The following is a 24,908-nucleotide window of genomic DNA, read 5'->3' on the forward strand; positions in this document are numbered from 1 at the left end:
GTCCAAAATAAAGTTTGAAAGACGTAGGCAATTAGAGTATAATAAAAACTGAATACCAACGCAAAATGGATGGGAGAGGTGGTTTCCTTGGCTACAAAATTTATTGTCCCTTTGCAAAAGATCATCAAGGATTTTAACCTTGAGGTGCTCTATCTTCCAGAGGACGCCAGTACGATTGCAATTTCCTCTCCGGAGGTCAATCGTCCCGGCCTACAGCTTTCTGGTTTCTTTGATTATTTTGACAGTCAGCGCGTACAGATATTGGGAAAAAGTGAATTTGCGTTCCTGCATCAGTTTGATGACATGGAAATTACAAACCGAATTGATAATTATTTTTCAACCTGCCCGCCGGCAGTTGTTATCACACGCAATATTGAAGCGCCGGATTGTATGATGGATGCGGCCAAGGCGCATAAGGTTTCGCTGCTGCGCACAGCTGACGGCACATCGGCGTTTATGGCGGGGCTGATCGCGGAACTCAATGTGGAGCTGGCTCCCCGGGTGACGCGCCATGGCGTCCTGGTGGAGGTTTACGGCGAGGGAATCCTTCTGCTGGGTGAAAGCGGCGTCGGCAAGAGCGAAACGGCCATCGAGCTTGTCAAGCGGGGTCATCGCCTGATTGCGGATGATGCGGTTGAAATCCGCCGCGTTTCCGCCAAGACGCTTGTCGGTTCGTCGCCGGAGAATATCCGCCACTTTATGGAGCTGCGCGGCGTCGGCATTATCAACGCGCGCCGTCTGTTTGGAATTGGCGCCGTCAAGATGACGGAGAGAATCAATATGATCGTTCAGCTTGAGCAGTGGGATGCGACCAAAGTCTATGACCGTATGGGGATGAACGAGGAATATACAGATGTGCTCGGCGTGCAGATTTCGTCGCTGACGATCCCTGTAAAGCCCGGCCGGAATCTTGCGATCATCATTGAGGTTGCAGCGATGAATAACCGTCAAAAGCGTATGGGCTACAACGCTGCGCAGGAGCTTTTGGAAAAGCTCGGCATGGTGGAGCCGGACAGCACACATACAACGGACTGGGGCGATTTCTGAGAACGGGAAAGGGACAGATATCATGCAGATCATTGCGGAGACACATTCACATACAGTCGCGTGCGACCATGCATACAGCACGATTTATGAAAATGCATGTCAGGCGGCGCGCATCGGATTGAAGTTTTTATGTGTGACGGAGCACGGGCCCGCGATGCCGGGGGCGCCGGGTGAAATGTATTTCGGGAATGCGCCCAAGGTGTTGCCCGATTCGCTGGAGGGCGTTGCAATCCTAAAAGGCGTCGAATCAAATATTCTTGATTACAGCGGACGGCTTGATCTGTCGGAGAAAAAGCTGGCGGCGCTCGATTGGGTCATCGCGTCCTATCACATCAACTGTGTGGAGCCTTCCACGCCGGAGGAACACACCGCCGGCTGGCTTGCTGTCGCGAAAAATCCGCATGTCGATGTGATCGGCCATGCAGGCGACGATCGATACCGCTTTGATGTCGATACTGTGGTGCGCGCTTTCGCGGAATACGGAAAGATCGTGGAGATCAACGCGCATTCGTTTGAATGCCGGCCCAAATCGGATGTCAACTGCCGGGAGATTGCGCGCTGCTGTAAGAAATATGGCGTTCGGGTTGTTTGCAGCTCCGACGCGCATTTTTTCACACAGATCGCGCGTGTGGACGAATCGATCAAGCTGCTGCGGGAGCTGGATTTTCCCGAGGAATTGATTCTCAACGCGGATTATGAACGGTTCGTAGCGGTTGCGCGTGAAAAGAGCAGCCACGCGCTGTTTTAAAAGGAGGGCTGTCTGCATGGGATACTATGTGGGAATTGATCTCGGCGGTACAAATGTCGCGGTTGGTATTGTTGACGAAAACTATAATATTATTGGAAGGGCCAATGTGCGCACGAAAGCGTTTCATCCCGCTGAGGAGATCGCGGACGATATGATCGCCGCCGTCCGCACGGCTGCGGTGAACGCCGGTATTTTGATGGATGAAGTCGTATGGATCGGCGTTGGGACCCCGGGCACCGTCAATCCCAGGACAGGTGTTGTCGGTCTGGCGGCAAACCTTGGTTTTCACGATACGCCGCTTGGCGAGCTGGTAGCTGCGCGTGTCGATAAGCCTGTTTACGTCGAAAACGACGCCAACGCGGCGGCTTACGGCGAATTGAAGGCCGGCGCGGCGAAGGGGCTTGATTCCGCAATCATGATCACGCTCGGAACCGGAGTCGGCGGCGGTATCATTATCGATGGGAAAATCTATTCCGGTTTTAACTATAAGGGCGCCGAGCTTGGACATGTGGGAATGGTTTACGGCGGTGTCCCATGCACCTGCGGCCGTATCGGCTGTATCGAGGCGTATTGCTCTGTTTCCGCGCTAATTAGAATGACGCGCGAATCGATGCAGCTCAACGCCAAATCGAAGATGTGGGAGCTTGCGCAGAACAGCCTTGACCATGTCAACGGCCGCACAGCTTTTGACGCGATGCGCGCGGGGGATGAGGCGGCCAGCCGTGTGGTTGACCAGTATATCGATTATATCGCTTATGCGGTCAGCGGGATGATCAACCTGTTTCAGCCGCAGGCGGTTGTGATCGGCGGCGGCATCAGCAAGGAGGGCGAGACGTTGTTCGGGCCTGTCCGCGCGCGCGCCTATCCGCAAACCTTTAACCATGAGGAGCACAACTGTGCCAGGATTTTGCAGGCAAAACTGGGCAACGATGCTGGCATCATCGGCGCTGCGCTGCTTGGAAAGCAATATTGATTGGGGAGGACTGCATGAACAAAATCGCACAGCTTCAAAAGGATTGTGAACGGATCGGCTGCGTCTGTCTGGCGGATGAGCCAATGGCTGCGCACACATCGTTCAAAATCGGAGGACCGGCCGACCTGCTTTTAAAGCCAAAGGATGTTGAAACGGCGGCCCGCGTCGTTGCACGGGCGCGGGAGCTGTCTGTTCCGCTGTTGTTTATCGGCAAGGGTTCCGATTTGCTGATCTGTGACGAAGGAGTGCGGGGGGCGGTTCTGTCATTTGACGAGGAGTCCGCGCGTCCGAGCATGTGCGATGAAACGGTGATTGATTGTCCGGCTGGCGCGAGCTTGACCACGTTGTGCCGTTTTGCGCTGGAGCAGGGGTTGACCGGCCTTGAATTTGCCTATGGAATTCCCGGAAGCGTCGGAGGAGCCGTCTATATGAATGCGGGCGCTTATGGCGGAGAAATCTGCGATGTGGTCGGGGCCGTCCGGTTTCTTGACGGGCAGGGCAAGCTGTGCGTGCTGGAAGGATGTGCGCTGGAGTTAAGCTACCGGCACAGTTATTTTACAGATCATCCGGACTGCCTGATTACAAGCGCGTCCTTTCATCTCAAGCGCGGTGACCGGGAGGCGATCAGGGCGCGTATGGACGATCTGATGGAACGGCGCAGAACCAAGCAGCCGTTGGAGTATCCAAGCGCCGGCAGTACCTTTAAGCGTCCGAAGGGCGCGTATGCGTCCGCGCTGATCGATGGCTGCGGACTCAAGGGCCGGCGTGTGGGCGGGGCGATGGTCAGTGAGAAACACGCGGGCTTTGTGATCAATTATGACAATGCCTCCTGCACGGATGTTCTGACGCTGATTGGGGAGATTCAAACACAGGTGCGCGAGCAGACGGGCTTTTCGCTGGAATGTGAAGTCAAGTACATCGGATAGCCTATGATCATACAGAAAGGATGTTGTATGGAATTTGTAATTATCACCGGCATGTCCGGCTCGGGGAAATCCCGCGCGATCGCTGCGATGGAGGATATCGGCTATTATTGCGTTGACAATCTGCCGCCGCGCATGGTCAAATCATTCACAGACTTGTGCCTACAGGCCGCGGATAAGGTCGACAAGGTTGCAATTGTCATTGATGCGCGCAGCCGTGAGATCTTCGGAGATATTTTTGAGGGAATCGAGGAGTTTCTGGAAGCGCCCGGCGGATTTCAGCTTATGTTTCTTGATTGCGACGATGCGGTGCTTGTCCAGCGTTATAAGGAAACGCGCCGTAAGCATCCGCTGATGAATGACAAAAATACGTCGATTGAAGCAGCCGTTGCTGAAGAAAGGCGTTTGCTCTCCAAAGTGCGCGACAATGCGAATTATGTGATCGACACGACTTATTTATCTGTGCGCCAGTTACGTGACAAGATAATTGCCACATTTTTAGGCGATAAAAAGCGTTCTATGCTTGTCAACTGCATGTCGTTCGGTTTCAAGTACGGCCTGCCCAAAGAGTCCGACCTCGTATTCGATGTGCGCTGCCTGCCAAACCCGTTTTATGTCCCCGAGCTCAAGGCGCATACAGGGCTTGACGCGCCGGTGCGCGATTTTGTACTTAAATGGGAACAAGCGCAGGAATTGATTCCGCGGTTGTTTTCCCTGGTCGATTACCTGCTGCCGCTGTACAATGATGAGGGTAAGACGCAATTGACGATTGCAATTGGGTGTACGGGCGGCAAACACCGTTCGGTGACATTTGCACAGCTTCTCGGCGATCATATCAAGGAACAGGGGGTGCGCTGTACTGTAACGCACCGCGATATTGAAAAACACAAGGACTGAGAAGGTCATGTCGTTTGCATATGAAATCAAAAATGAAATCTGTCATAACCGGCCGTTCCGCCAGCGCCGCCAAAAGGCGCTGGCGTACGGCCTGTTGTTGTTTGGAAAGACCTTTGGACCTGATTCCATATCCATCCATACGGAGCACCGGACGCTCGCGCGATTATATGCGGACAGCATCTCTGATCTGGTCGGGCTGCGCGCAAGCATCACCATGCGCGAGGTGCGCCGTTCTGGAAGGCGCAGCATGTTTGTTGTGACAGTTGACAGCATGGCGGACCGGATTGCTGTGCTGTCATTTTTTGGATGCCGTGCCGGCGAGGACTGCTGCCAAATCCGCAGGGAGCTGCTCGCTGACGACGATATGCCCGTCTTTATCAGCGGAGCTTTTTTGGCGTGCGGTACGGTGACAGATCCGGAAAAAAGCTATCAGGCGGAATTCGTCACGCCGCATAGAACGCTCTGTGGCGAGCTTGACACGTTGCTTTCGCAGGCGCTTTCACCGCCAAAGCGCACGGAGCGCCGCAACGATTATGTGTTGTATTATAAAGAGAGCGAGCAGATCGAGGATCTGCTCACATTGGTTGGCGCACCCAAGTCGTCGCTTGAGCTGATGGAGGTTAAAATCGTTAAGGAGGTGCGCAACCGCGTCAATCGAAAGACAAATTGTGAGACGGCAAACATAACAAGGACTGTTGATGCGGCGCTTGAACAGATCGCCGCGATCCGGCTGATTGAATCCAGCTGCGGTATTCAGGCGCTCGACGAGGATCTGCGCGAGCTTGCGCGCCTGCGCCTGGAAAATCCTGATCTGTCGCTAAGGGAGCTTGGACAGGCTTTGCAAACCCCGATTTCGCGCAGTGGCGTCAACCACCGCCTGCGCCGCATCCTCATATTCGCGCAGGAGCTTGGGAAGGAAACCGGAGGAGAATGAATCAATGATTATGACAACAACGCCATTTATTGAAGGCAGGCGCATTACAGAATATAAAGGCGTCGTATTCGGCGAGGTGATCGAAGGCGTCGATTTTGTAAAGGATTTCACGGCCGGATTGAGCAATTTTTTCGGCGGCCGTTCGAACACCTATGAGCAGGAGCTTATGCAGGCGCGCCAAACGGCACTGAAAGAGCTGTCCGACCGGGCCGCCGCACTCGGCGCGGATGCTGTCGTCGGGATTGATATCGACTATGAGACGCTCGGTTCAAATAACGGGATGCTGATGGTAACAGCGTCGGGGACGGCTGTACGAATTGAATAATGAATGACAGGAAAAGGGGGCCATGTGCGGTTATGACAGATTTTGCACATCTGCATGTGCATACGGAATACAGCCTGCTTGACGGCGCCTGCCGCATTGAACGGCTGATTGAGCGCGTTAAAGCGCTTGGACAGAGCGCCGTGGCCATTACGGATCATGGCGTTATGTTTGGTGCTGTCGATTTCTATAAATGTGCGAAAAAGCATGGTATAAAGCCGATCATCGGATGCGAGGTCTATGTCGCGCCGCGTTCGCGCTTTGATAAGCAGCACAAGATTGATACGTCGCCGTATCACCTGATTTTGCTGTGCAAAAACGAAACCGGTTATCAAAACCTGATTAAGATGGTGTCGGCCGGCTTTGTGGAGGGCTTTTACTCCAAGCCGCGCATCGATCGTGCGCTGCTTGAACAGTATCACGAGGGACTGATCTGCCTGTCGGCCTGTCTGGCGGGCGAGGTCCCGCGGATGCTCGCGCAGGGCGATTATGCGCGCGCGAAGGAAACGGCTGTCTGGTATCGTGATCTGTTCGGCTCTGACAACTATTACATTGAAATTCAAAACCATGGCATCCGGTTGCAGCAACAGATTCTTCCGGATTTGATGCGTCTGGCTGGGGAAATCGGCGTTGGGCTTGTCGCGACGAATGACGCGCATTATATTGAAAAGGCCGACGCGAGAATGCAGAGCGTTTTGATCTGCATCCAGACGAACACGACTGTTGACGCGCCCGGTGATCTCGAGTTTGAAACAGAGGAATTTTATGTTAAAAGCCGCGATGAGATGGCTGAACTGTTTGGAAATTATCCGGGCGCGCTTGACAATACGCTGAAGATTGCGGGACAATGCAATGTTGAATTTGAATTCGGCAATACAAAGCTCCCGCTGTTTGTCGCGCCAAACGGCGAGGACAATCAGGTGTATTTCAGGCGTTTGTGTGCCGAGGGGCTGCGCCGCCGCTATGGGGAGCGGCCGGACCGGAGCGTTGCCGACCGGCTGGAATATGAGCTGGATATCATCACAAAAATGGGGTATGTCGATTATTACCTGATAGTTTCCGATTTTATCAACTATGCAAAATCGGCCGGCATCCCGGTTGGACCGGGACGCGGATCTGGCGCGGGAAGTCTGGCGGCGTACTGTATCGGCATCACAGGCATCGATCCCCTGCGCTACAGCCTGCTGTTTGAACGTTTTCTCAATCCGGAACGCATCAGTATGCCCGATTTTGATATCGACTTCTGCTATGAACGCAGGCAGGAGGTGATCGACTATGTGGTGCGCAAATACGGCGCAGACCACGTGGCGCAGATCATCACCTTTGGCACAATGGCCGCGCGCGGCGCAATCCGCGACGTGGGGCGTGTTCTTGGAATGTCGTATCAGCAGGTCGACTCGATTGCAAAGCTTGTGCCAAATGAACTGAAGATGACGCTGGCCAAGGCGCTCGCCGTTTCCGCCGATCTCAAGACGATGTGCGCAGATGATAAGCGGGTTGCGGAACTGCTTGATATGGCGCGCAAGATTGAAGGGATGCCGCGTCATGCATCGACGCATGCAGCCGGCGTCGTGATCACGCGCGATCCGGTAGACAGCTATGTGCCGCTTTATAAGGCTGAGGAGACGATGCCTGTCACACAGTTTACGATGACCACGCTTGAGGAGCTTGGGCTGCTCAAAATGGATTTTCTCGGTCTGCGCACGCTGACAGTCATCAGTTACGCTGAAAAGGAGGCGGCCAAAACACATCCCGGATTTTCCGTGGACGCGGTTCCTCTTGACGATCCGGAGACCTTCGCCATGTTGACGAAGGGGCAGTGCGTTGGGGTGTTCCAGTTCGAATCTGCGGGTATGCGCGCCGTCATCGCACAGCTTGGCCCCACCTCCATCGAGGATTTGATCGCTGTCATTTCGCTTTACCGGCCTGGTCCGATGGAATCGATTCCGACCTACATCCGAAACCGGCACAACCCAGAGCTTGTCACCTATAAGCATCCACTGCTCAAGCCAATCCTGGATGTCACATACGGGTGTATCGTCTATCAGGAACAGGTCATGCAGATCTGCCGGGCGCTTGGCGGCTATTCGTATGGACGCGCCGATCTGGTGCGCCGCGCCATGTCGAAGAAAAAACACGATGTGATGGAGAAGGAGCGCGAAGCGTTTGTCGCCGGTGCGCAGCAAAACGGCGTGACGCGCGAGACGGCCAATCAGATTTTTGACGAGATGAGTTCGTTCGCGTCCTATGCATTTAATAAATCACACGCGGCGGCCTATGCGTTTGTTTCCTACCAGACGGCATATCTCAAGTGCCACTATCCGCGCGAATTCATGGCGGCGCTCCTGACAAGCGTGCTGGACAACACCGACAAGGTGATTGAATACATCGGCGAATGTAACCGCATGGGGATTAAGGTGCTCCCGCCCGATGTGAATGTCAGTGTTGAGGGTTTCACCGTCAGCGGTGAAGAAATCCGGTTTGGTCTGCTGGCGGTCAAAAATATCGGCCGGGGCTTTATCCGTGAATTGATTGCCGAGCGCAAGAGCGGGGACGTATTCCAAAACTTTTCCGACTTCTGCGAACGCATGTATGGAAAGGATATGAATAAGCGCGCTGTTGAAAGCCTCATCAAATCGGGCGCGCTCGACTGTGTATGCAAAAACCGAAACCAAATGCTTTCGGGATACGAAGCGATTCTGGACGATATCGACTCAGCACAGAAACGCAATATCGCCGGGCAGATCAATCTGTTTGATACGGCGGTTGGCGCTTCAAAGCCGGTCCATATCCTTCCAAATGTAGAGGAGCTGGATCCGTCGCAGCTTCTTGCAATGGAGAAGGAGACGACAGGGCTTTATATCAGCGGTCATCCGATGGTGCGTTTTCAGGAGATGGTATCAAAAAACAATTGTACGCTGATCGCCGATATCACTTCGGCGGAGGAACGCGGCAGCGGCGTGGCCGACGGCACGCAGGTGCGGGTGGCCGCGATCGTAAACAGCCGCAGGCTTAAATCGACGCGCGGCGGCGAGATGATGGCGTTTGTACGATTGGAGGACACGAGCGGCAGCATGGAGATGCTGGTGTTTCCAAAGGTATTGACGCAGTGTTCGCAAAAACTCGCGGAAGGAAGCGTCGTGCTTGTCGCGGGACGCGTATCAATGCGCGAGGAGGAGGAAGCAAAGCTTATCTGTGAGGGCGCGTCCCTTCCGGGCGAGGAACCGCCTGCTTTGGCGGGCCGCGGCGGAGCGCGCACACCGGCGCAGACGCCCGCTAAAAAACCGAGCAAGAATGCCGGTATCTATTTGCGCGTGGAGAGCAGCGGCGCACCCGTATTCGCACGCATTAAAAATCTGCTTTCCATCTTTGCGCCGGAGCGCAGCTCAGAGCCATGTGATACCGTTTATTTTTATTTCATGGATACAAAAACATATAATGTAGCTTCCCGGACACTGTGTGTTTTCTGGAATCCGGTTCTGGAGCGTGAGTTGAAAAAATTGCTCGGCGAGGAAAACGTCGTTTACCGCGCTTAAAGGAAATATCTTGGGCGGGATAGATGAAAAATTCCCATATGTCTACAGAATTATTCTCGAATATGAAAAATTTGCATCCGATTATATAAAATTGCTTGAACTGGCGCGGGGAATCCTCTATAATGAGAAACGTTGAATTATAGAAATGCGGGGGATTCCCCCAGACGGAGGATGCAGCGATATGGAGTTTAAACAGAAAACAATCGGTGTGCTCAGCAGCGGTGGCGATGCCCCCGGTATGAATGCGGCGATCCGTTCTGTCGTCAGAACCGCTCTGAACCGGAACATACGCGTGCTTGGAATCCGCCGCGGATACAGCGGCCTGTTGGCGCGCGATATGTTTGAAATGAATCTGCGCAGCGTCAGCGATACGCTACACCGCGGCGGTACAATCCTGTATTCGGCGCGCTGTCCGGAATTTCGGGACGATAAGGGCGTCGAACGCGGAAAAGAGGTCTGCCGTGAAATGGGAATCGACGGTCTTGTTGTTATTGGCGGCGACGGCTCGTTCCGCGGCGCGCGCGATCTGTCTTTGAAAGGGATTCCCTGTATCGGTATTCCAGGGACGATCGACAACGATATCGCTTCGAGCGACTATACGGTTGGCTTTGATACGGCGGTTAACACGGTAATGGACATGGTCGATAAGTTGCGTGATACCTCGCAGTCACACGACCGCTGCTCAATCGTTGAGGTGATGGGCCGCCACTGCGGCGACATCGCGCTTCATGCCGGCATCGCATGCGGCGCGGTTGCGATCCTGGTGCCGGAGGTGCCGTTCTCAATCGATGCGATCATCGAAAAAATGCAGCGCACCCTGCGCACTGGTAAGAAACATTTTATTATTATCGTGGCCGAAGGTGTAACCAGTGTCGGCGGAGTCGGAACTGTGCATGACATCGCCGAGGAAATCGAAGCGCGCACAGGCGTTGAATCACGCGCGACTGTACTGGGACATGTGCAGCGCGGCGGCGCGCCGTCCGCGCGTGAACGCGTACTGGCCAGCGAGATGGGGTATCACGCCGTCGAATTGCTTGAACAGGGGATCGGCAATCGTGTGGTTGTCAATCATGACAATAAAATCGTCGATTATGATATTCTTGAAGCCCTCCAGATGAAAAAACAGTTTGATCGTCATCTGTATGACATTGCGGATGCGATTTCGATCTGATTGCCTTCTATGCAGCCCCCCGCTTCGCAGCGGGGGCGTTTTGTTATTGAGAACGGCTTATAAATCTTATCCATCGGGCGGTAAAATCTCCATGATACAGCAATTTTTCACGGCGCTGTATGATAGAATAAGGACTGTGGATAGAAAGGGGGAAGCTTATGCTGCTCTGGAGAAAAGGCGGACAAGAGCAAACCGGGGAGATCGATGTGAAAAGGCCGCATGTCGCGGCTGTGGTTGTCGCCGCCGGAACTTCGTCGCGCATGCAGGGGCTTGACAAACAATTGGAGGAAGTCGGCGGCGTACCGGTGATCGTGCGGACGCTGCTCGCTCTTTCAGACAGCGACTGGATTGACGAGATCGTGCTTGTCACTCGGCGCGGTACAATACCGGACATGCTCGCTTTGACGCGTGCATGGGGTGTGCCAAAAATCCGTTCTGTTGTCGCTGGTGGGCAAACGCGTCAACAGTCGGTTCAATATGGCGTCGAAGCAGTTGGGCCGCAGGCAAGATATGTGGCGATTCACGATGGCGCCCGTCCTTTTGTATGTGGGCAGGTGATCGCCGACGTTGTATTCGACGCCATTCGATACGGTGCGGCGGCGCCCGCTGTCCCGGTCAGCGATACGATCAAGGTGGCGGATGCAAATGGTATGATTGAATCAACGCCGGACCGCAGCCGCCTTTTCGCAGTTCAGACGCCGCAAGTATTTGAGTTGGAGCGTTACCGTACAGCAGCGTTGGCCGCCACGCAAAGCGGACATGACTATACGGACGACTGCCAGATGCTTGAAGCGGCCGGATTTTTGGTGCATTTGTCACGTGGGGATAGCGACAACATAAAAATCACGATGCCGGTGGATTTATTGGTCGCGCAGGCGATTGCAAGGCTGCGGGAGGAAATGGAGGCATGAAGCTGCGGATTGGTCATGGTTATGACGCGCATAGGTTTGCAGAGAACCGCAAGCTGATCATCGGTGGGGTTCAAATTCCACATACGCGCGGTCTGGACGGCCATTCAGACGCGGACGTACTGGCGCATGCCGTGATGGATGCGCTGCTGGGCGCGCTGGCGCTCGGCGATATTGGGAGCTTATTTCCGGACAGCGATCCGGCGTATGCAGGTGCTGATTCGGTTTCGCTGCTCGTACGTGTGGCAGATTTAATAGGCGCGCATGGGTGGCATGTTGGAAATATTGACGCGACAGTCATCGCACAGGCTCCAAGGCTCAAGCCCTACATAGAACAGATGCGTGCACGCATCGCCAAAGCCTGCGGAATGTGTCCAGAGGATGTCAGCGTGAAAGCGACGACTGAGGAACATATGGGCTTTACGGGCCGTGAGGAGGGAATCAGCGCACACGCTGTCTGTCTTCTGGAACGGATCAGATGACCTCCTTGTGTGCGCCTGCATAAGATGATACAGCGGTATGTCTGCCATGCCGCTGTATTTTGTTATGTTGGGAGAGCTTTTTATGGCAATAGAAAATTCCATTTTGGTGGTGCGCTCGATCACCTATGCGATGAAAGGGCAGAAGCTTTTGGAAAGCAACGGGATTTCGGCATATGTGGAGCGCAATCCATTTCCAAACAGCCGTGAAGGCTGCGGGTATGGACTGCGCGTGCAGGGGGATGTATCGCGTGCGGTTTCCATACTGGAGGCGGCGGGGGTAAAAATCTCCGAGATCAAGAGGGGGAAGCCCCAATGATTTATTTTGATAATGCCGCTACGACATTTCCAAAACCGCTCGTTGTAAAAAATGCTGTGGATACTGCGTTGACACGTTATGGCGCGAATCCGGGACGTGGAGGACATGACCTTTCGGTTGAAACGGCAAAGCAGGTATTTGAGGTGCGTTCTAAGATCGCAGGTTTTTTCGGCGCGAAGGATGTTGAGGACGTGGTGTTCACGCAGAACTGTACCTATGCGCTCAATACTGTGATCAAAGGGCTTCTGCGTTTTGGCGACCATGTGATTATCTCTGATCTTGAACACAATTCCGTGCTGCGCCCTGTGCATACGCTTGCGACACGCGGTATAATCACCTACAGTTCAGCGTGCGTTTCTTTTGACAGCGATCAGACCATAGCTTCCTTTCGTTCGCTGATCCGTCCCAATACGCGTGCAATCATTGTAACACATGCTTCGAATGTGTTTGGAATAATTTTGCCTATCACACAGCTTGCGCAGTTGGCGCGCCAATATGGGCTGTATCTGATTGTTGATGCCGCCCAGACAGCAGGAACAGAACCAATTGACATGCAGAAGATGGGGATTGATTTTCTCTGTGCAGCGGGTCATAAGGGACTGTATGGACCGTCCGGAACCGGATTTTTGATTACATCGCATGGAAAACGGCTTGTGCCGCTCGTCGAGGGAGGAACCGGAAGCGCGTCCTTTGATTACGGCCAGCCGGATTTTATGCCGGATCGCTTTGAATCGGGCACGCTTAATACGGTTGGAATCCTGGGGCTTGGCGCTGGTATCGATTTTGTTTCATCATGTGGGATGGAACGGATTGCCCACGGCGAACTTTATATCACACGCTGTATCTATGATGAGCTGAAGGAGATAAAGGGTGTGAAGCTTTATACACCTGCACCGCAGTATGGGACCAGTTCGGCGGTGTTAAGCTTTAATATTGAAGGTCTATCGTCAGAGGAGACGACCGCTAAGCTCAATTCGGCCGGCTTTGCACTGCGCGGCGGACTGCACTGCGCGCCTGATGCGCATAAAAAATATGGAACGATCGAAGGCGGAACGGCGCGCCTGAGTGTTGGCGCTTTCAACACAGTGGAACAAGGAGTCTCTTTTTGTGAAGCCGTTCGCCGGATCGCGGCGGCTAAATAGAGAAAATATGACTGCCAAAAAAAGATTGATTTACTGTGGATATGTGATAAAATAAACGCAGGGCATTTACGTTATCCTTCTATGGCCGGGGCGATACGCGGGCGCGGCCCGCTGCCGCCCAGACGGCCAATTTTATCATGCCGCTTCGCGGACATGATAAAATAACCGCAGGGCGTTTATTTTATCCTTCATGACCAGGGCGATACGCGGGCGCGGCCCGCTGCCGCCCAGACGGCCAATTTTATCATGCCGCTTCGCGGACATGATAAAATAACCGCAGGGCGTTTATTTTATCCTTCATGACCAGGGCGATACGCGGGCGCGGCCCGCTGCCGCCCAGACGGCCAATTTTATCATGCCGCTTTGCGGACATGATAAAATATAAAAGGAAACGTATGGCCGGGAAATTCGGCCGCGCGTTTGGAACCACAGAAAGGGAATGAATATATGGCCGAGCTTTGGTACAATATCGCGGAGACGTTCAGCACAATCAACTGGCGTGATGTGTTGGACATCCTGATTATGACATTTTTGATCTATCAGGGCATCAAGCTTGTCCGTGAGACGCGCGCCGCACAGCTTGTCAAGGGGATCGCGCTGCTGCTTGTGCTGTATTTGCTGTCGGAAGTGTTCGAGATGCGGGCGATGCAGTTCATCACGCAGAACATTTTACAGATCGGTGTGCTTGCCCTTGTGATCGTGTTTCAGCCGGAATTGCGCCGCGCGCTTGAGCAGGTTGGACGTTCACGCATTGGAAAATTACAGGTTTTTTCATCTGGCGTCAACGAACAGGAGGAACGCGCGAAATGGACAAAATTTATAGACGCACTCGTTGGGGAGGCGGCTTCACTTTCACGCCAGAAGATCGGCGCGCTCGTAGTTATTGAGCAGGAAACGAAGCTCGGCGAGATTATAAAGACAGGGACGATCATCGATTCTGATCCGTCCGCGGAGCTGATCGGAAATATCTTCTTTCCGAATTCGCCGCTGCACGATGGCGCCATGATTATTCGCGACGGCCGGCTGTACGCCGCCGGATGTTTTTTACCGCTTTCCGATAATCAGGAAATCAGCCGTGAACTTGGCACGCGTCACCGTGCGGCGCTCGGTATGAGCGAAATGAGCGATGCGATTGTCGTTGTTGTTTCAGAGGAAACAGGTTTTATTACAATCTGCCGCAACGGCCGGCTTGACCGCGGCCTGTCGTTGGAGCATCTGCGCGATTATTTGACGGCGGAATTGATACCGGAAAAGACCCCGGATCAGTCTGAACGGTTGTTGGATCGCTTCATCCCCAAAAAGACGGGCAGCGTGCAGGAGGATGAGAAGCATGAAGATTAATTTTGGCCGTTTGCTCGACAATAGAAATCTGATGAAGCTGCTGTCACTTGTACTTGCAGTGGCGATTTGGCTTGTAATCGTCATTTATGTATCGCCAATTTCACGCAAGACTGTACATGATGTTCCGGTTTCCGTTTCTCAGGACGACAGCGACGTGCTTAATTCGATGGGGTTGTTTGTCGTTGATAATGAGACTGCGACCGTTGATGTCAAAATTCGGGCGGAGCGCCTTGTATTAAGTTCCGTGGCCGCGTCCGATGTCGATATTATCGCCAATCTTTCCGGTATCACAGCGCCGGGGACATATGATGTGGCGCTTGTTGGCGGTGTGACAAGCAATTACAGCAGGGGCGACCGCTATGGAAAAGGATTTGAGCTTGACGGAAGCGATGCAATCAACCCCGGAACAGTACGTATCCGTGTCGACCGGGAGGCGCGCGAAACGTTCCAGCTCATTACCAGCATTGATGGCCTGTCCTCCCCGGAGGATTATTACCGTGATGAACCGCTTGTCAGCCCCAAGGAGGTTACAATCAGTGGTCCCGAAGCCGATATCAACCGCATTGACCGATGCGTGGTCTCCGCTTCATTCTCGGAGCCGCTAACATCGAGCAGGACAGTTACAAGCGATATTATGCTATATGACGCAGAGGGCAATGAGATTTCCAAGGAGCACCTGACCCTCGGCGTCGAGACGGCGGACATTACGGTTCCAGTCTATAAAAAGAAGGAGCTTCCGCTCAATTATGAGTACATTAACACGCCACGCGATTTCCCAATCGACCGGCTTGAGGAGCGGTATTCTGTCGCAAGCGTGCTGGTGGCCGGCCCCGAAACGCTGATTGATTCCTATGATGTACTCGATCTTGGTTTTATCAATCTCAGTGAAATCACGCCTGACAACCACCTGTTTCCGTTCCCGCTTGACGGAAACGACGGCATTCTCCCGCGTGGTTTCCGCAATCTTTCAGGAGTCGATACGGTATGGGTTGAGATTTTGACGGACGGGATGTTGGAAGCCAATTTTACAATCCCGGCTGAAAATATCAAATCGACAAATGTACCGATCAATTACAAGGTAACAATTCAGTCGACAAGTATTTCAAATGTGCATATGGTCGGCGACCCGGATGATATGGCGGCGCTGACGAACACAGACTTGGTGGCGGAAATTGACATGACCTCAAAGGAGGTTTCGCCCGGCACGTATCTAGAAATGCCGGTTCGTATCTCGGCCCCCGGCAAGGGGCTTGTGTGGGCAACCGGCGAGTATAAGGCGATTGTGACTGTGACGGAAAAATAAAATGCGGGGCGCCCGGCTTTCCGGGCGCCCTTGTGCATCACAAGGAGGAAACGCATGGCGATTATCGTCAATTCAATCATCACCTCTTTGATGGAGGATCAACAGGAAGCCATCCGAAAGGCAATAGACATACTGGAAATTCCGGTATCGCTTGTTCAGAGCGCATATATCGCAAAGACATCGCTTGACGCGCGCCGCCGCGGCGATATCCGGTTCGTTCATTCCGTCTCGGTAGCACTCGCTGATGGGGAGGCGCGTGTGGCAAAGCGGGCGCGGGCTGTGGGGAAAAAGGTTGTTTTGCGCACAGAGGAGCCTCTGGAGGCAGTGTTCGGACCAGGAAAACTCAGTTACCGGCCAGTGATTGCAGGTTTTGGGCCGGCGGGGATGTTCGCCGGGCTTCTGCTTGCGAAAAACGGATACGCGCCGCTGATTTTGGAACGCGGCGGAGATATGGACAGCCGTGTCGCCAGTGTGGAACGGTTCTGGAGCGGCGGTTCGCTTGATCCTGATACAAACGTACAGTTTGGCGAGGGCGGCGCCGGCACCTTTTCAGACGGCAAGCTGACAACCCGGATCGGTGATCCGAAGTGCGCGTGGGTGCTTCGGGAATTTGTCCGTTTCGGCGCGCCGGAGGAAATCCTCCATAAGGCCAAGCCGCACATTGGAACAGACCGTCTGCGCAGCGTCGTAAAAAAACTGCGCGCCGAGATCGAATCGCTTGGCGGAGAGGTTCGTTTTTACATGCCGGCGTCCGATTTGATACTTGAAAACGGCCGCCTGCGCGCCGTCCGGACAATGCAGGGGGATGTTCCGGCCGACGTTTTGATCCTGGCGGCAGGACACAGCGCGCGCGATACATTTGAAATGCTTTTGCGGCGCGGATTGGTATTACAGCCCAAGCCGTTTTCTGTCGGCGTGCGCGTCGAACATTTGCAAAGTGAGATCGACCGCGGCCTATACGGAGAATATGCAGGCCATTTTGCCCTCCCGGCCGGCGAGTATCAATTGTCGTATCGCACAGGCGGGAGGCGCGGCGTGTATACATTCTGTATGTGCCCTGGCGGCGTGGTCGTACCAGCCGCTTCGCAGGAGGGAATGGTCGTAACAAACGGGATGAGTGATTTTGCGCGCAATGGAACAAATGCGAACGCTGCGCTGGCCGTCTCTGTGACGCCGGATGATTTTGGTACGGCTCCGCTTGACGGTATGCGTTTTCAGCAGGAGCTCGAGCGGCGAGCCTTCACAGCGGGCGGCCATGGGTATGGCGCGCCTGCGCAGGATGCAAAGAGCTTTCTGGATGGAAGGGCGGGACTTCGTATCGGCCGTGTGGAACCGACATATGCGCGCGGTGTCCATGGCTGCGATTTCGGCGCTCTGTTTCCGGATTTTATCTCTGAAATGCTGAAAACAGGCTTGCGGACTTTCGGACGCAAATTGCCGGGGTTTGACGCGCCGGATACGCTGCTGACAGGTGTGGAAACGCGCACCTCATCGCCGGTACGCATACCGCGCGGTATGGATTTTTATGCGCCCAATGCGGTGGGGGTGATCCCGTGCGGCGAGGGCGCCGGATATGCGGGCGGCATTATGAGCGCCGCCGTGGACGGCCTGCGCGCGGCGCTCGCGCTCATGGCGGTATATGGCCGGCCGGCTTTGCGCTGATGGTCAAAGGACGAAGCTGCGGCATACGATGGTAATATCCGCCGGGCCTTTTCAGGAGCATGCTTTGTATCTCCCGCGATAGATCTTTCACATTGAAAATTCCAGGGGAGCAGGATGCGAAACAGATTTGAAGCCGTCCGGCGGACAGTCTGATGAATGGGGCTGCCGCGTGCGGTTTGGCCGGATGTACGGCATAGCCCGAGGAGGTCCGCCATGAAAATCGGCGTCGCATTTTCAGGGAGCGGTGCGTGCGCGGCCGCCGCGCATCAATTTGCCGCGCTCCTGCAAAAGCGTTCTATAGAGATCACGATGCTGTCAGCGACTTCACTGGCAGCGGTACCGTCATTGCTCTGGTCGCGTGGAATACCTTTGGAGGAAATAGATAAACAGATGGATCTGTTTTGCAGCGGTTCGCCACAAACAGGGCTGCGTCAGCTTGAAAAAGCGGGATTGTTTGACCGGCTGGCGGTCTGCGATTTTGCGGTCAACTGTGTTGATGTGTCGACAGGCGTGACCGTTATTTATTCAGATTCACTACATTCCAATGCGTGGAATCTCAAGGTTCTGCCGCTTACAGGAAATGAACAGGCTGCACTTTTGGCCGCGCTCTGTCCATGGGGAGACGCTGAACCGGTCGCATTGGAGGGGATGCGCCTGTGCGATTTTTCCGCTTGCTACGGTAGCCCGTTGTTCCCGCTGAAGATGGCGGGAATGGAACGGCTGATGACCGTGTCATTTCCGGGAGGCGGCACACCTACACAGACCGCTGCAAACAGCCTCGTCCGCCTGACAGGAAAGAATGCGGACTTTTACTGCGAAGTGCGTCAGGAGCCAAGTCGCCCTGTGTCCGAAACTGTGCGAAGTGCTGCTATGCAGAGCGCCTACGCGTTTGGTGAAAAGCTGAGATCGTGAGACAGATGCTTGGATTTGTGGAGAAACTGTGATATGATGGATAAAAATATGGCTGTGAGCGCTTGCTCGCCCGCTCCATGGAGCGGGCGAATAGGTGCCGGAAGCCGTGCCGCTGCGCGGCGCGGCATGCCGGAGGAGAGGACAAGCTGATGATAGAAAAAGTAACGCTGATGTGTCCCTGTCTGTTTGGCTTGGAAAGCGTATTGTCGTTTGAGGTCAAAAAGCTGGGCGGAGAGAATATTGTAGTGACAGACGGCCGCGTCACCTTTGATGGGGATCTTTCAATGGTGGCGAAAGCGAATATATGGCTGCGTACAGCCGAGCGTGTTGGTATTGTGATGGGGAGCTTTCGGGCGGAGACATTTACCGAGCTGTTTGACCAGACAGCTGAACTGCCCTGGGAACGTTTTATCGGGGAGGACGACTGCTTTCCGGTCAAGGGTTGGTCGGTCAATTCGAAGCTTTTCAGCATGTCGGACTGTCAGAGGATCATCAAACGCGCTGTTGTCCGGCGCTTTGAAAACGTTTATCACAAAGCGTTGTTTGCAGAGACAGGCGCGCTCTACCAAATCCAATATTCAATCCATAAGGACCAGGTGACGCTTGTGCTTGATACAAGCGGTCCCGGCCTGCATAAACGCGGATACCGCGCCAACGCGAACGACGCGCCGATCAAGGAGACGCTTGCGGCCGGCATCGTCGATCTCGCGCGTGTGCGCGGCGATTCGCTTGTATTCGACCCGATGTGCGGATCCGGGACGCTCGTGATTGAATCGGCGCTGCGCGCGCTCAATATCGCGCCAGGGATCCGGCGGCGGTTTGCCGCGCAGGGATGGCGGTGTTTTGAAAACGGCCTGTTCGATGAAGTGCGTCGCGACGCGGCCGCCCAGGTACGGCGCGACGCGACGTTCGAGGCATTCGCCTCCGACATCGACCCGGAGGCGGTGCGCCTGACGCGTGAAAACGCGGCAAAAGCCGGCGTGGCCGGGCGGGTTCATGTTGTACAGGCTAATGTCGCGGATTTTGCGCCGCAGCTCCCCGAGGGGCGCAGTGGTATTGTGCTGGCAAATCCGCCGTATGGGGAGCGTATGCTCGGCGAACAGGAGGCGCAGGCGTTGTCCCGCACGCTTGGCGCTTCCTTTCCAAGGCGCGACGGATTCAGCTATTATATCATCAGCCCGGACGACGGCTTTGAGGACCTGTTTGGGCGTCCGGCTACACGCCGTCGAAAATTGTATAACGGTATGATCAAATGTCAAGTGTACATGTATTTTGATAAGCCGGCCCATTGTCAAAATAAAAAATAGTTGCTTTGCAACTATTTTTTTGCGCATCTGCCCGCTCTGCGGGCAGGCGCATTTTAATCAAACGGCCCCGCGCCGGGGACGGCGCGGATGGCCAATTTTTTATAGATTGCGCTCAGCAATCTATAAAAAATAGTTGCTTTGCAACTATTTTTTTGCGCATCTGCCCGCTCTGCGGGCAGGCGCATTTTAATCAAACGGCCCCGCGCCGGGGACGGCGCGGATGGCCAATTTTTTATAGATTGCGCTCAGCAATCTATAAAAAATAGTTGCTTTGACACTCTGAAGAGGACGCTGCGGCGTCCTCTTTTTTGTCCTTGACTGGGAAAGCTTCTGTCATTTTGTTCTAGGAACGAGGACGTGCTCATAAGATAGGGGTATAAACAAAAAGGACGTGATAAAATGAGAGATGATGAACGCTATCTGGCCGCGGTACAAACGCTTGGCGAACATGTGCGGCGTGTGCTGACGCGCGTTCCGGGCGATGTGCAGCGGGAAACCACAGAAATACGCCTGCGCGTCGGCAGGCCGCTTGGACTTATAACATCGGCGCGTATACTCTTTGTGGACGAGAATGGCGGGACTACGCCACGTCCGGCGCTCAATGCGTTTATTGTGACGAAAGCGGACATGCAGGATTGTTTTGTATCGCTGTGTGGATGGGCGGTTCACAGCCACCAGCGCGAGATGGCAGACGGATACATAGCGGTGCGCGGCGGGCATCGCGCGGGCGTGGCGGCGACCGCTGTTGTGGAGGACGGACTTGTAGCGTCTGTGCGCGATATCACATCGGTCAACCTGCGCGTGGCACGTGAAATATTCGGCTGCGCCGACCAACTGATACGGGGATATTTTCTGGACAGGCCTTGCGGCCTGCTGCTTGCAGGCGCTCCGGCCAGCGGCAAAACGACGCTTCTGCGCGATCTGGCACGGCAGCTTTCATCGGGAACACCGGGCGTTTACCGAAAGGTTTGTGTGGTGGATGAGAGCGGCGAAATCGGCGCGTCCTCTGGTGGGCTGATTCAAAATGACCTGGGTCCATGCTGCGACCTGTTGGCTGGATATCCGAAGGCAAAGGGCCTTCAGATCGCGATCCGGTATCTGTCTCCGGAAATCATCATTTGTGATGAGATTGCCACGGAGGCGGAGATTGAAGCGGTTGCGGCGGCTGCAAACAGCGGTGTGGCGGTTGTAACATCCGTGCACGCTGCAAGTTTTGAGGAGTTATGCCGCAAGCGGATGATCAGACGGCTGTTTGAAACGGGTGCGTTTGCCTATGCTGTAATGCTCAGGGGAGCGGATAAACCGGCGCAGATTCTCGCGGTCAGAAAGGTGGAGGAATTATGTATACAGCCATGAAAATCGGAGGCATGGCCCTGGTGATTATCTGTACAACATCGATTGGCATTTCTTTTGCGCGCGCGCTGACAGAGCGTGTCCGCGAATTGGAGCGGACATTGGCGGCGCTGTCGTCGCTGGGGACGGAGCTTTCCTACAGCCTGGCTCCACCGGCTGAGGCTGTTGCAAAGCTGGACGAGCGGGAAACGGAAAGCGCGGCGTTTATTCCGGCGTGCGCGTCTCTGTGCCGCCGTGGAAAGCCGTTTCCGCAGGCATGGCGCGATGCGGCACTTATGTATCACGGCGCGCTTTCCCAGGAGGACGCCGAAATATTGGCAGGGCTTTCCGATACGCTTGGACAATGCGGGTTGGAAGGAGAGCTTTCCAGCCTGGAGCATACGCGGACGCTTTTGTCCATGCAGTTGGATGCGGCTCGCGCCCGCAGCGCGACGCACGGCCGCCTTTACCGGACCCTGGGCCTATTGACTGGCGCGTTCGTCATCATCTTTTTTATCTGAGGAACGCCGCCGAAAGGAGAGAAAACGCGGATGGACGTTGATCTGATCTTTAAAATTGCCGCGATTGGCATCATTGTGGCGGTGCTCAACCAGGTCCTGATCCGTTCCGGGCGCGAGGAACAGGCCATGATGACAACGCTTGCTGGTTTAATTGTTGTGTTAATGATGATCATTGTACAGATCAATACGCTGTTTGAAACAGTCAAAAGCGTATTTGGGCTTTACTAAAATGGATATGATGACAGTGACCGGGCTGGCGGTCGTCGCGGTCGCGCTTGGTACCGTACTTAAACAGAAAAACCCGGAATATACGTTGTTCATTTCACTGACAGCAGGCGTTCTGATCCTCGGCATGATTGTCGCGGCGGCCGCGCCCCTGTTCGAACGGATGCAGGCTTTGTTCGCGCAGACAGGGGCGAAGGCGGAATATGTACAGGTCCTGTTCAAATCGCTTGGACTATGCTTTATTACCCAGATCGCATGCGACGCCTGCCGCGACCTTGGGGAAAGTGCGATCGCCTCCAAGGTGGAAGCGGCCGGTAAAATCTCCGTGTTGTTGATCAGCCTGCCGCTGTTTGAACAGATTTTGAATATCGCCTCCGGCCTGATCGGGCAATGAGAATAGGAGGGGGGTCCAAATGAAGAAACGAGGCATGGCGGCCGCCTGTGCGGCGGCCGCGCTGCTCCTTTTGGCCGTACCTTCCGCATTCGCGCTGGAGGGATCGGAGACGGACGCATACAGCCAAAGCGGGGAGGCGTCCAGTTCGGCGGCTTCATATGAAACATCTGCCGAGCCTGTAAAAACAGATGGGTATGTATCTGAAATGGGCCTGAACGTTTCAGATAACAGTACGGAAAGCGGCTTTGCAGCGGATGACAGCGGATCGCGAGGCGGATACATCGACGCACAGCCGCTCATCCCGGGGGAAACACGGATTAAGACCCAGCTTGACGCGGTCGGCGCGGACGAGCTTTTAGAGGAACTTCCGGATGATGCAAAAAATCTGATGGAAGGCGCAGGAATCACAGAGATTGATTATAAACAGCTATTGACGCTGTCGCCTTCCAAGTTCTTTGGCTCTGTGTGGGAGCTTGTGATGCAACGTCTGCGCGCGCCGCTTACAGTGTTCGCGTCGGTTCTCGGGACGGTGCTGCTGTGCGCGCTGCTCGACTGTTTAAAAACCTCCTTGTGGGAAGGCTCGCTTTCGACGGTATTCACGGCGGTTTCGGTTGTCTGCATCGCAGCGGCGGTCGTTTCACCAATCACAGATTGCATCACCACGGCGGTGGCCGCCATCCACGACTATTCAAATTTTATCCTTTCATTCATCCCCATTTTTTCATCGATCGTCACGGTAGGTGGCCAGGCGGTCACAGCGACGACCTATACGGCTTTTCTATTCGCCGCGTGTCAGGTGGTCAGCCAAATTGCCGCCAACATGCTGGTGCCCTTGATGGGCATCTATTTAGCATTCTGCATTGTTGGAAATCTCGCGCCGGGAATTGATATCACTTCTGTCGCCAAAACGATCAAATCGACAGTTTGCTGGGCGCTTGGCCTACTGCTGACTTTGTTTGTCGGACTTTTATCGCTCCAGACGATGGTGGCTTCCGGCAGCGATACCGTCGCGTCCAAAACAGCGAAGTTTTTGATTGGCACGTTCGTGCCGGTGGTGGGCAGCGCGCTTTCAGACGCCTTTGTGGCGACGCAGGGCTATATGAAGCTGTTAAAGACAACCGTAGGTGCGTTTGGTATTCTTGCGGCTTTGCTGACCTTTCTGCCTGTCCTGCTTCAAACGGTGCTCTGGTATTTCACGGTCAATATCACATCGGCCGTTAGCGAGATGCTCGGCGTCAAGCAGGTCGCGTCCATTTTGAAAAGCGCGTCGGCGACGCTCGGTGTGCTGATCGCCGTCATTTTGTGCTTTGCGCTGCTGTTCGTTATTTCAACGTCGCTGGTGCTGATGGTTTCAACGGGCGTTTAGGCGCCTGTCATAAAAGAAAGGGGCGTGTTGTATATTGGATGGTATCAGACAATGGGCGTTTGGTATTTGCGCGGCTGCGATTGCATGCGGCTTGGCACAGCTTGCGCTGCCGAAATCGAGTATGCAGCGCGTGTTCAATATCACATCAAGCGTCTTTTTTCTCGGGTGCCTGCTTTCGCCGATCGCTTTGCCGTCGATCGATTTAACAGTGGCCCCGCAGAGCGAATTGCAGCGGCGGATTGACGAAAAAACCGCGCGCCTTTCCGACGCTGCCGATGAGCAAACAAATCTGGCCGCTTCGGAGGGAGTGCGGCTGGCGGCGATGAAAACGCTTGCAGATATGGGTGTGCAGGCCAACAAAATTTACATAAACATTCATGAGGACGGGGAAGGAGGCATATCTATTAGTGAGTGTGAGGTACAGCTCGATGAGCAGTACCAAAGCAGACATACGGAAATCCGCGGCGCGCTGATGGAGCGCCTGGGGGTGAACGTTGTGATCGGATATGAAAAAGGAGTGACTACATGAATGGGAACAAACCGGCTGTCCGTATTCCGGACCAGGTCATCGCATTTTTCAAGGGGAACCGGAGCCGGGCGTTGCTATTTATCGGGATAGCCGGTATGGCGCTGATTTTCCTGTCAACGGTTGTACCAACCGGCGCCGGAAAACCAAATCCAAGCGTTGGGGCAGCCCAGCAAAGCCCGGGTGAGTATGTGGCGGATCTGGAAAAACGGTTGTCGGAGCTTGTGGGGAAGATTGATGGCGTTGGGCGGTGCGAGGTGATGGTGACGCTCGAAAACGGTATCGAGTATGTTTATGCCGTGGAAGAATCGCAGAATGTCAATCAGACAAACAGCTATGACGGCAGCGATGTACGGCGGGAAACACAGCAGCAGAATATGGAGCAGAAATACATTGTTGTAGATACAGGCAGCGGTAAAAAAGAGGCGCTTTTAAAAACACAGCGTCAGCCGACGGTGCAGGGCGTCGTCGTTGTGTGTGAGGGCGCTGCGAGCACCATTGTACAGGAGCGTGTGACACAGGTTGTCGCAACGGCCCTAGGTGTTCCATATAACCGGGTCTGCGTCACAAAAATCAGCAAATGACGAAACGGACATACGGGCTGCGGGGCGAGCTGAATT

Annotated in this window: 25 protein-coding genes; all 25 read left to right on the top strand. The window is 54.4% G+C overall.

The window, feature by feature from the left end; genetic code table 11:
- Positions 1–87 precede the first annotated feature (87 nt).
- The 25 genes from hprK (at position 88) to FMM72_RS04920 (ending at position 24,872) form a co-directional block, all read left to right on the top strand.
- Positions 88–1,047 (top strand): HPr(Ser) kinase/phosphatase, encoded by a 960-nt coding sequence (hprK, locus tag FMM72_RS04800; protein ID WP_243151634.1) that lies wholly within the window; start codon positions 88–90, stop codon positions 1,045–1,047.
- Between the two features lie 22 nt (positions 1,048–1,069).
- Positions 1,070–1,795, top strand: a complete 726-nt coding sequence (locus FMM72_RS04805) for a phosphatase (protein ID WP_160209789.1) — start codon at positions 1,070–1,072, stop codon at positions 1,793–1,795.
- A 16-nt stretch (positions 1,796–1,811) separates the two neighbouring features.
- Positions 1,812–2,768 (top strand): ROK family protein, encoded by a 957-nt coding sequence (locus FMM72_RS04810; protein ID WP_160209788.1) that lies wholly within the window; start codon positions 1,812–1,814, stop codon positions 2,766–2,768.
- Positions 2,769–2,782: 14 nt separating this feature from the next.
- Positions 2,783–3,694 carry a UDP-N-acetylmuramate dehydrogenase gene (murB, locus tag FMM72_RS04815; RefSeq protein ID WP_162220760.1) on the top strand — a complete coding sequence of 304 codons (912 nt, stop codon included), beginning with the start codon at positions 2,783–2,785 and terminating at the stop codon, positions 3,692–3,694.
- Positions 3,695–3,721: 27 nt separating this feature from the next.
- Positions 3,722–4,588, top strand: a complete 867-nt coding sequence (rapZ, locus tag FMM72_RS04820; RefSeq protein WP_162220761.1) for an RNase adapter RapZ — start codon at positions 3,722–3,724, stop codon at positions 4,586–4,588.
- A 7-nt stretch (positions 4,589–4,595) separates the two neighbouring features.
- On the top strand, positions 4,596–5,522 hold the full coding sequence (gene whiA / locus FMM72_RS04825) for a DNA-binding protein WhiA (RefSeq protein WP_162220762.1): 927 nt from the start codon (positions 4,596–4,598) through the stop codon (positions 5,520–5,522).
- A gap of 4 nt (positions 5,523–5,526) precedes the next feature.
- The gene (locus FMM72_RS04830; protein ID WP_160209784.1) at positions 5,527–5,847 is read left to right on the top strand and encodes a putative heavy metal-binding protein; all 321 of its coding nucleotides are present in this window, start codon (positions 5,527–5,529) and stop codon (positions 5,845–5,847) included.
- 32 nt (positions 5,848–5,879) lie between these two features.
- Positions 5,880–9,380, top strand: coding sequence for a DNA polymerase III subunit alpha (locus FMM72_RS04835; RefSeq protein ID WP_180322881.1), 3,501 nt, complete (start codon positions 5,880–5,882; stop codon positions 9,378–9,380).
- 181 nt (positions 9,381–9,561) lie between these two features.
- A complete protein-coding gene (pfkA, locus tag FMM72_RS04840; RefSeq protein ID WP_160209782.1) occupies positions 9,562–10,551 on the top strand; it encodes a 6-phosphofructokinase in 990 nt (329 codons plus the stop codon).
- 158 nt (positions 10,552–10,709) lie between these two features.
- The gene (gene ispD, locus FMM72_RS04845; RefSeq protein WP_162220764.1) at positions 10,710–11,462 is read left to right on the top strand and encodes a 2-C-methyl-D-erythritol 4-phosphate cytidylyltransferase; all 753 of its coding nucleotides are present in this window, start codon (positions 10,710–10,712) and stop codon (positions 11,460–11,462) included.
- A 2-nt stretch (positions 11,463–11,464) separates the two neighbouring features.
- Positions 11,465–11,941, top strand: a complete 477-nt coding sequence (ispF, locus tag FMM72_RS04850) for a 2-C-methyl-D-erythritol 2,4-cyclodiphosphate synthase (RefSeq protein WP_160209853.1) — start codon at positions 11,465–11,467, stop codon at positions 11,939–11,941.
- Positions 11,942–12,023: 82 nt separating this feature from the next.
- Complete coding sequence (locus FMM72_RS04855; protein ID WP_034552862.1) at positions 12,024–12,257, top strand: DUF3343 domain-containing protein; 234 nt, start codon at positions 12,024–12,026, stop codon at positions 12,255–12,257.
- Positions 12,254–13,399: an aminotransferase class V-fold PLP-dependent enzyme gene (locus FMM72_RS04860; protein ID WP_162220765.1), complete on the top strand. Its 1,146-nt coding sequence runs from the start codon at positions 12,254–12,256 to the stop codon at positions 13,397–13,399. The genes FMM72_RS04855 and FMM72_RS04860 overlap by 4 nt, the downstream gene beginning before the upstream one ends.
- A gap of 447 nt (positions 13,400–13,846) precedes the next feature.
- Positions 13,847–14,740 (top strand): diadenylate cyclase CdaA, encoded by an 894-nt coding sequence (gene cdaA, locus FMM72_RS04865; protein WP_160208766.1) that lies wholly within the window; start codon positions 13,847–13,849, stop codon positions 14,738–14,740.
- Positions 14,730–16,043 (top strand): CdaR family protein, encoded by a 1,314-nt coding sequence (locus tag FMM72_RS04870; RefSeq protein WP_160208765.1) that lies wholly within the window; start codon positions 14,730–14,732, stop codon positions 16,041–16,043. Before cdaA ends, FMM72_RS04870 begins: the two co-directional genes overlap by 11 nt.
- A 54-nt stretch (positions 16,044–16,097) precedes the next feature.
- Positions 16,098–17,705: an NAD(P)/FAD-dependent oxidoreductase gene (locus FMM72_RS04875; RefSeq protein WP_162220766.1), complete on the top strand. Its 1,608-nt coding sequence runs from the start codon at positions 16,098–16,100 to the stop codon at positions 17,703–17,705.
- A 213-nt stretch (positions 17,706–17,918) separates the two neighbouring features.
- On the top strand, positions 17,919–18,617 hold the full coding sequence (locus FMM72_RS04880) for a hypothetical protein (RefSeq protein ID WP_160208763.1): 699 nt from the start codon (positions 17,919–17,921) through the stop codon (positions 18,615–18,617).
- A gap of 149 nt (positions 18,618–18,766) precedes the next feature.
- Positions 18,767–19,924: a THUMP domain-containing class I SAM-dependent RNA methyltransferase gene (locus FMM72_RS04885; RefSeq protein WP_180322883.1), complete on the top strand. Its 1,158-nt coding sequence runs from the start codon at positions 18,767–18,769 to the stop codon at positions 19,922–19,924.
- A gap of 399 nt (positions 19,925–20,323) precedes the next feature.
- Positions 20,324–21,280, top strand: a complete 957-nt coding sequence (locus FMM72_RS04890; RefSeq protein WP_160208762.1) for an ATPase, T2SS/T4P/T4SS family — start codon at positions 20,324–20,326, stop codon at positions 21,278–21,280.
- Positions 21,265–21,777, top strand: coding sequence for a stage III sporulation protein AB (locus FMM72_RS04895; RefSeq protein ID WP_160208761.1), 513 nt, complete (start codon positions 21,265–21,267; stop codon positions 21,775–21,777). The genes FMM72_RS04890 and FMM72_RS04895 overlap by 16 nt, the downstream gene beginning before the upstream one ends.
- A 30-nt stretch (positions 21,778–21,807) precedes the next feature.
- Positions 21,808–22,005, top strand: a complete 198-nt coding sequence (gene spoIIIAC, locus FMM72_RS04900) for a stage III sporulation protein AC (protein ID WP_006875388.1) — start codon at positions 21,808–21,810, stop codon at positions 22,003–22,005.
- Position 22,006: 1 nt separating this feature from the next.
- Complete coding sequence (locus FMM72_RS04905; protein ID WP_160208760.1) at positions 22,007–22,396, top strand: SpoIIIAC/SpoIIIAD family protein; 390 nt, start codon at positions 22,007–22,009, stop codon at positions 22,394–22,396.
- A 19-nt stretch (positions 22,397–22,415) separates the two neighbouring features.
- A complete protein-coding gene (locus FMM72_RS04910; protein WP_162220767.1) occupies positions 22,416–23,762 on the top strand; it encodes a stage III sporulation protein AE in 1,347 nt (448 codons plus the stop codon).
- A gap of 34 nt (positions 23,763–23,796) precedes the next feature.
- Positions 23,797–24,291 (top strand): hypothetical protein, encoded by a 495-nt coding sequence (locus FMM72_RS04915; RefSeq protein ID WP_160208758.1) that lies wholly within the window; start codon positions 23,797–23,799, stop codon positions 24,289–24,291.
- Complete coding sequence (locus FMM72_RS04920) at positions 24,288–24,872, top strand: hypothetical protein (protein WP_160208757.1); 585 nt, start codon at positions 24,288–24,290, stop codon at positions 24,870–24,872. The genes FMM72_RS04915 and FMM72_RS04920 overlap by 4 nt, the downstream gene beginning before the upstream one ends.
- The last annotated feature ends 36 nt before the right edge of the window (positions 24,873–24,908 follow it).

The organism is Anaerotruncus colihominis, from assembly GCF_010206195.1.
Classification (GTDB): Bacteria; Bacillota; Clostridia; order Oscillospirales; family Ruminococcaceae; genus Anaerotruncus; species Anaerotruncus colihominis_A.

What these genes read in the sequence shown, in the direction of transcription:
- FMM72_RS04895 (WP_160208761.1), top strand. Translation starts at nt 21,265, where the DNA reads ATGTATACAGCCATGAAAATCGGAGGCATGGCCCTGGTGATTATCTGT.
- whiA (WP_162220762.1), top strand. Translation starts at nt 4,596, where the DNA reads ATGTCGTTTGCATATGAAATCAAAAATGAAATCTGTCATAACCGGCCG.
- FMM72_RS04880 (WP_160208763.1), top strand. Translation starts at nt 17,919, where the DNA reads ATGAAAATCGGCGTCGCATTTTCAGGGAGCGGTGCGTGCGCGGCCGCC.
- FMM72_RS04875 (WP_162220766.1), top strand. Translation starts at nt 16,098, where the DNA reads ATGGCGATTATCGTCAATTCAATCATCACCTCTTTGATGGAGGATCAA.
- cdaA (WP_160208766.1), top strand. Translation starts at nt 13,847, where the DNA reads ATGGCCGAGCTTTGGTACAATATCGCGGAGACGTTCAGCACAATCAAC.
- FMM72_RS04910 (WP_162220767.1), top strand. Translation starts at nt 22,416, where the DNA reads ATGAAGAAACGAGGCATGGCGGCCGCCTGTGCGGCGGCCGCGCTGCTC.
- FMM72_RS04870 (WP_160208765.1), top strand. Translation starts at nt 14,730, where the DNA reads ATGAAGATTAATTTTGGCCGTTTGCTCGACAATAGAAATCTGATGAAG.
- FMM72_RS04905 (WP_160208760.1), top strand. Translation starts at nt 22,007, where the DNA reads ATGGATATGATGACAGTGACCGGGCTGGCGGTCGTCGCGGTCGCGCTT.
- FMM72_RS04835 (WP_180322881.1), top strand. Translation starts at nt 5,880, where the DNA reads ATGACAGATTTTGCACATCTGCATGTGCATACGGAATACAGCCTGCTT.
- FMM72_RS04805 (WP_160209789.1), top strand. Translation starts at nt 1,070, where the DNA reads ATGCAGATCATTGCGGAGACACATTCACATACAGTCGCGTGCGACCAT.
- FMM72_RS04860 (WP_162220765.1), top strand. Translation starts at nt 12,254, where the DNA reads ATGATTTATTTTGATAATGCCGCTACGACATTTCCAAAACCGCTCGTT.
- pfkA (WP_160209782.1), top strand. Translation starts at nt 9,562, where the DNA reads ATGGAGTTTAAACAGAAAACAATCGGTGTGCTCAGCAGCGGTGGCGAT.
- rapZ (WP_162220761.1), top strand. Translation starts at nt 3,722, where the DNA reads ATGGAATTTGTAATTATCACCGGCATGTCCGGCTCGGGGAAATCCCGC.
- spoIIIAC (WP_006875388.1), top strand. Translation starts at nt 21,808, where the DNA reads ATGGACGTTGATCTGATCTTTAAAATTGCCGCGATTGGCATCATTGTG.
- murB (WP_162220760.1), top strand. Translation starts at nt 2,783, where the DNA reads ATGAACAAAATCGCACAGCTTCAAAAGGATTGTGAACGGATCGGCTGC.
- FMM72_RS04885 (WP_180322883.1), top strand. Translation starts at nt 18,767, where the DNA reads ATGATAGAAAAAGTAACGCTGATGTGTCCCTGTCTGTTTGGCTTGGAA.
- ispD (WP_162220764.1), top strand. Translation starts at nt 10,710, where the DNA reads ATGCTGCTCTGGAGAAAAGGCGGACAAGAGCAAACCGGGGAGATCGAT.
- FMM72_RS04830 (WP_160209784.1), top strand. Translation starts at nt 5,527, where the DNA reads ATGATTATGACAACAACGCCATTTATTGAAGGCAGGCGCATTACAGAA.
- FMM72_RS04890 (WP_160208762.1), top strand. Translation starts at nt 20,324, where the DNA reads ATGAGAGATGATGAACGCTATCTGGCCGCGGTACAAACGCTTGGCGAA.
- FMM72_RS04810 (WP_160209788.1), top strand. Translation starts at nt 1,812, where the DNA reads ATGGGATACTATGTGGGAATTGATCTCGGCGGTACAAATGTCGCGGTT.
- FMM72_RS04855 (WP_034552862.1), top strand. Translation starts at nt 12,024, where the DNA reads ATGGCAATAGAAAATTCCATTTTGGTGGTGCGCTCGATCACCTATGCG.
- FMM72_RS04920 (WP_160208757.1), top strand. Translation starts at nt 24,288, where the DNA reads ATGAATGGGAACAAACCGGCTGTCCGTATTCCGGACCAGGTCATCGCA.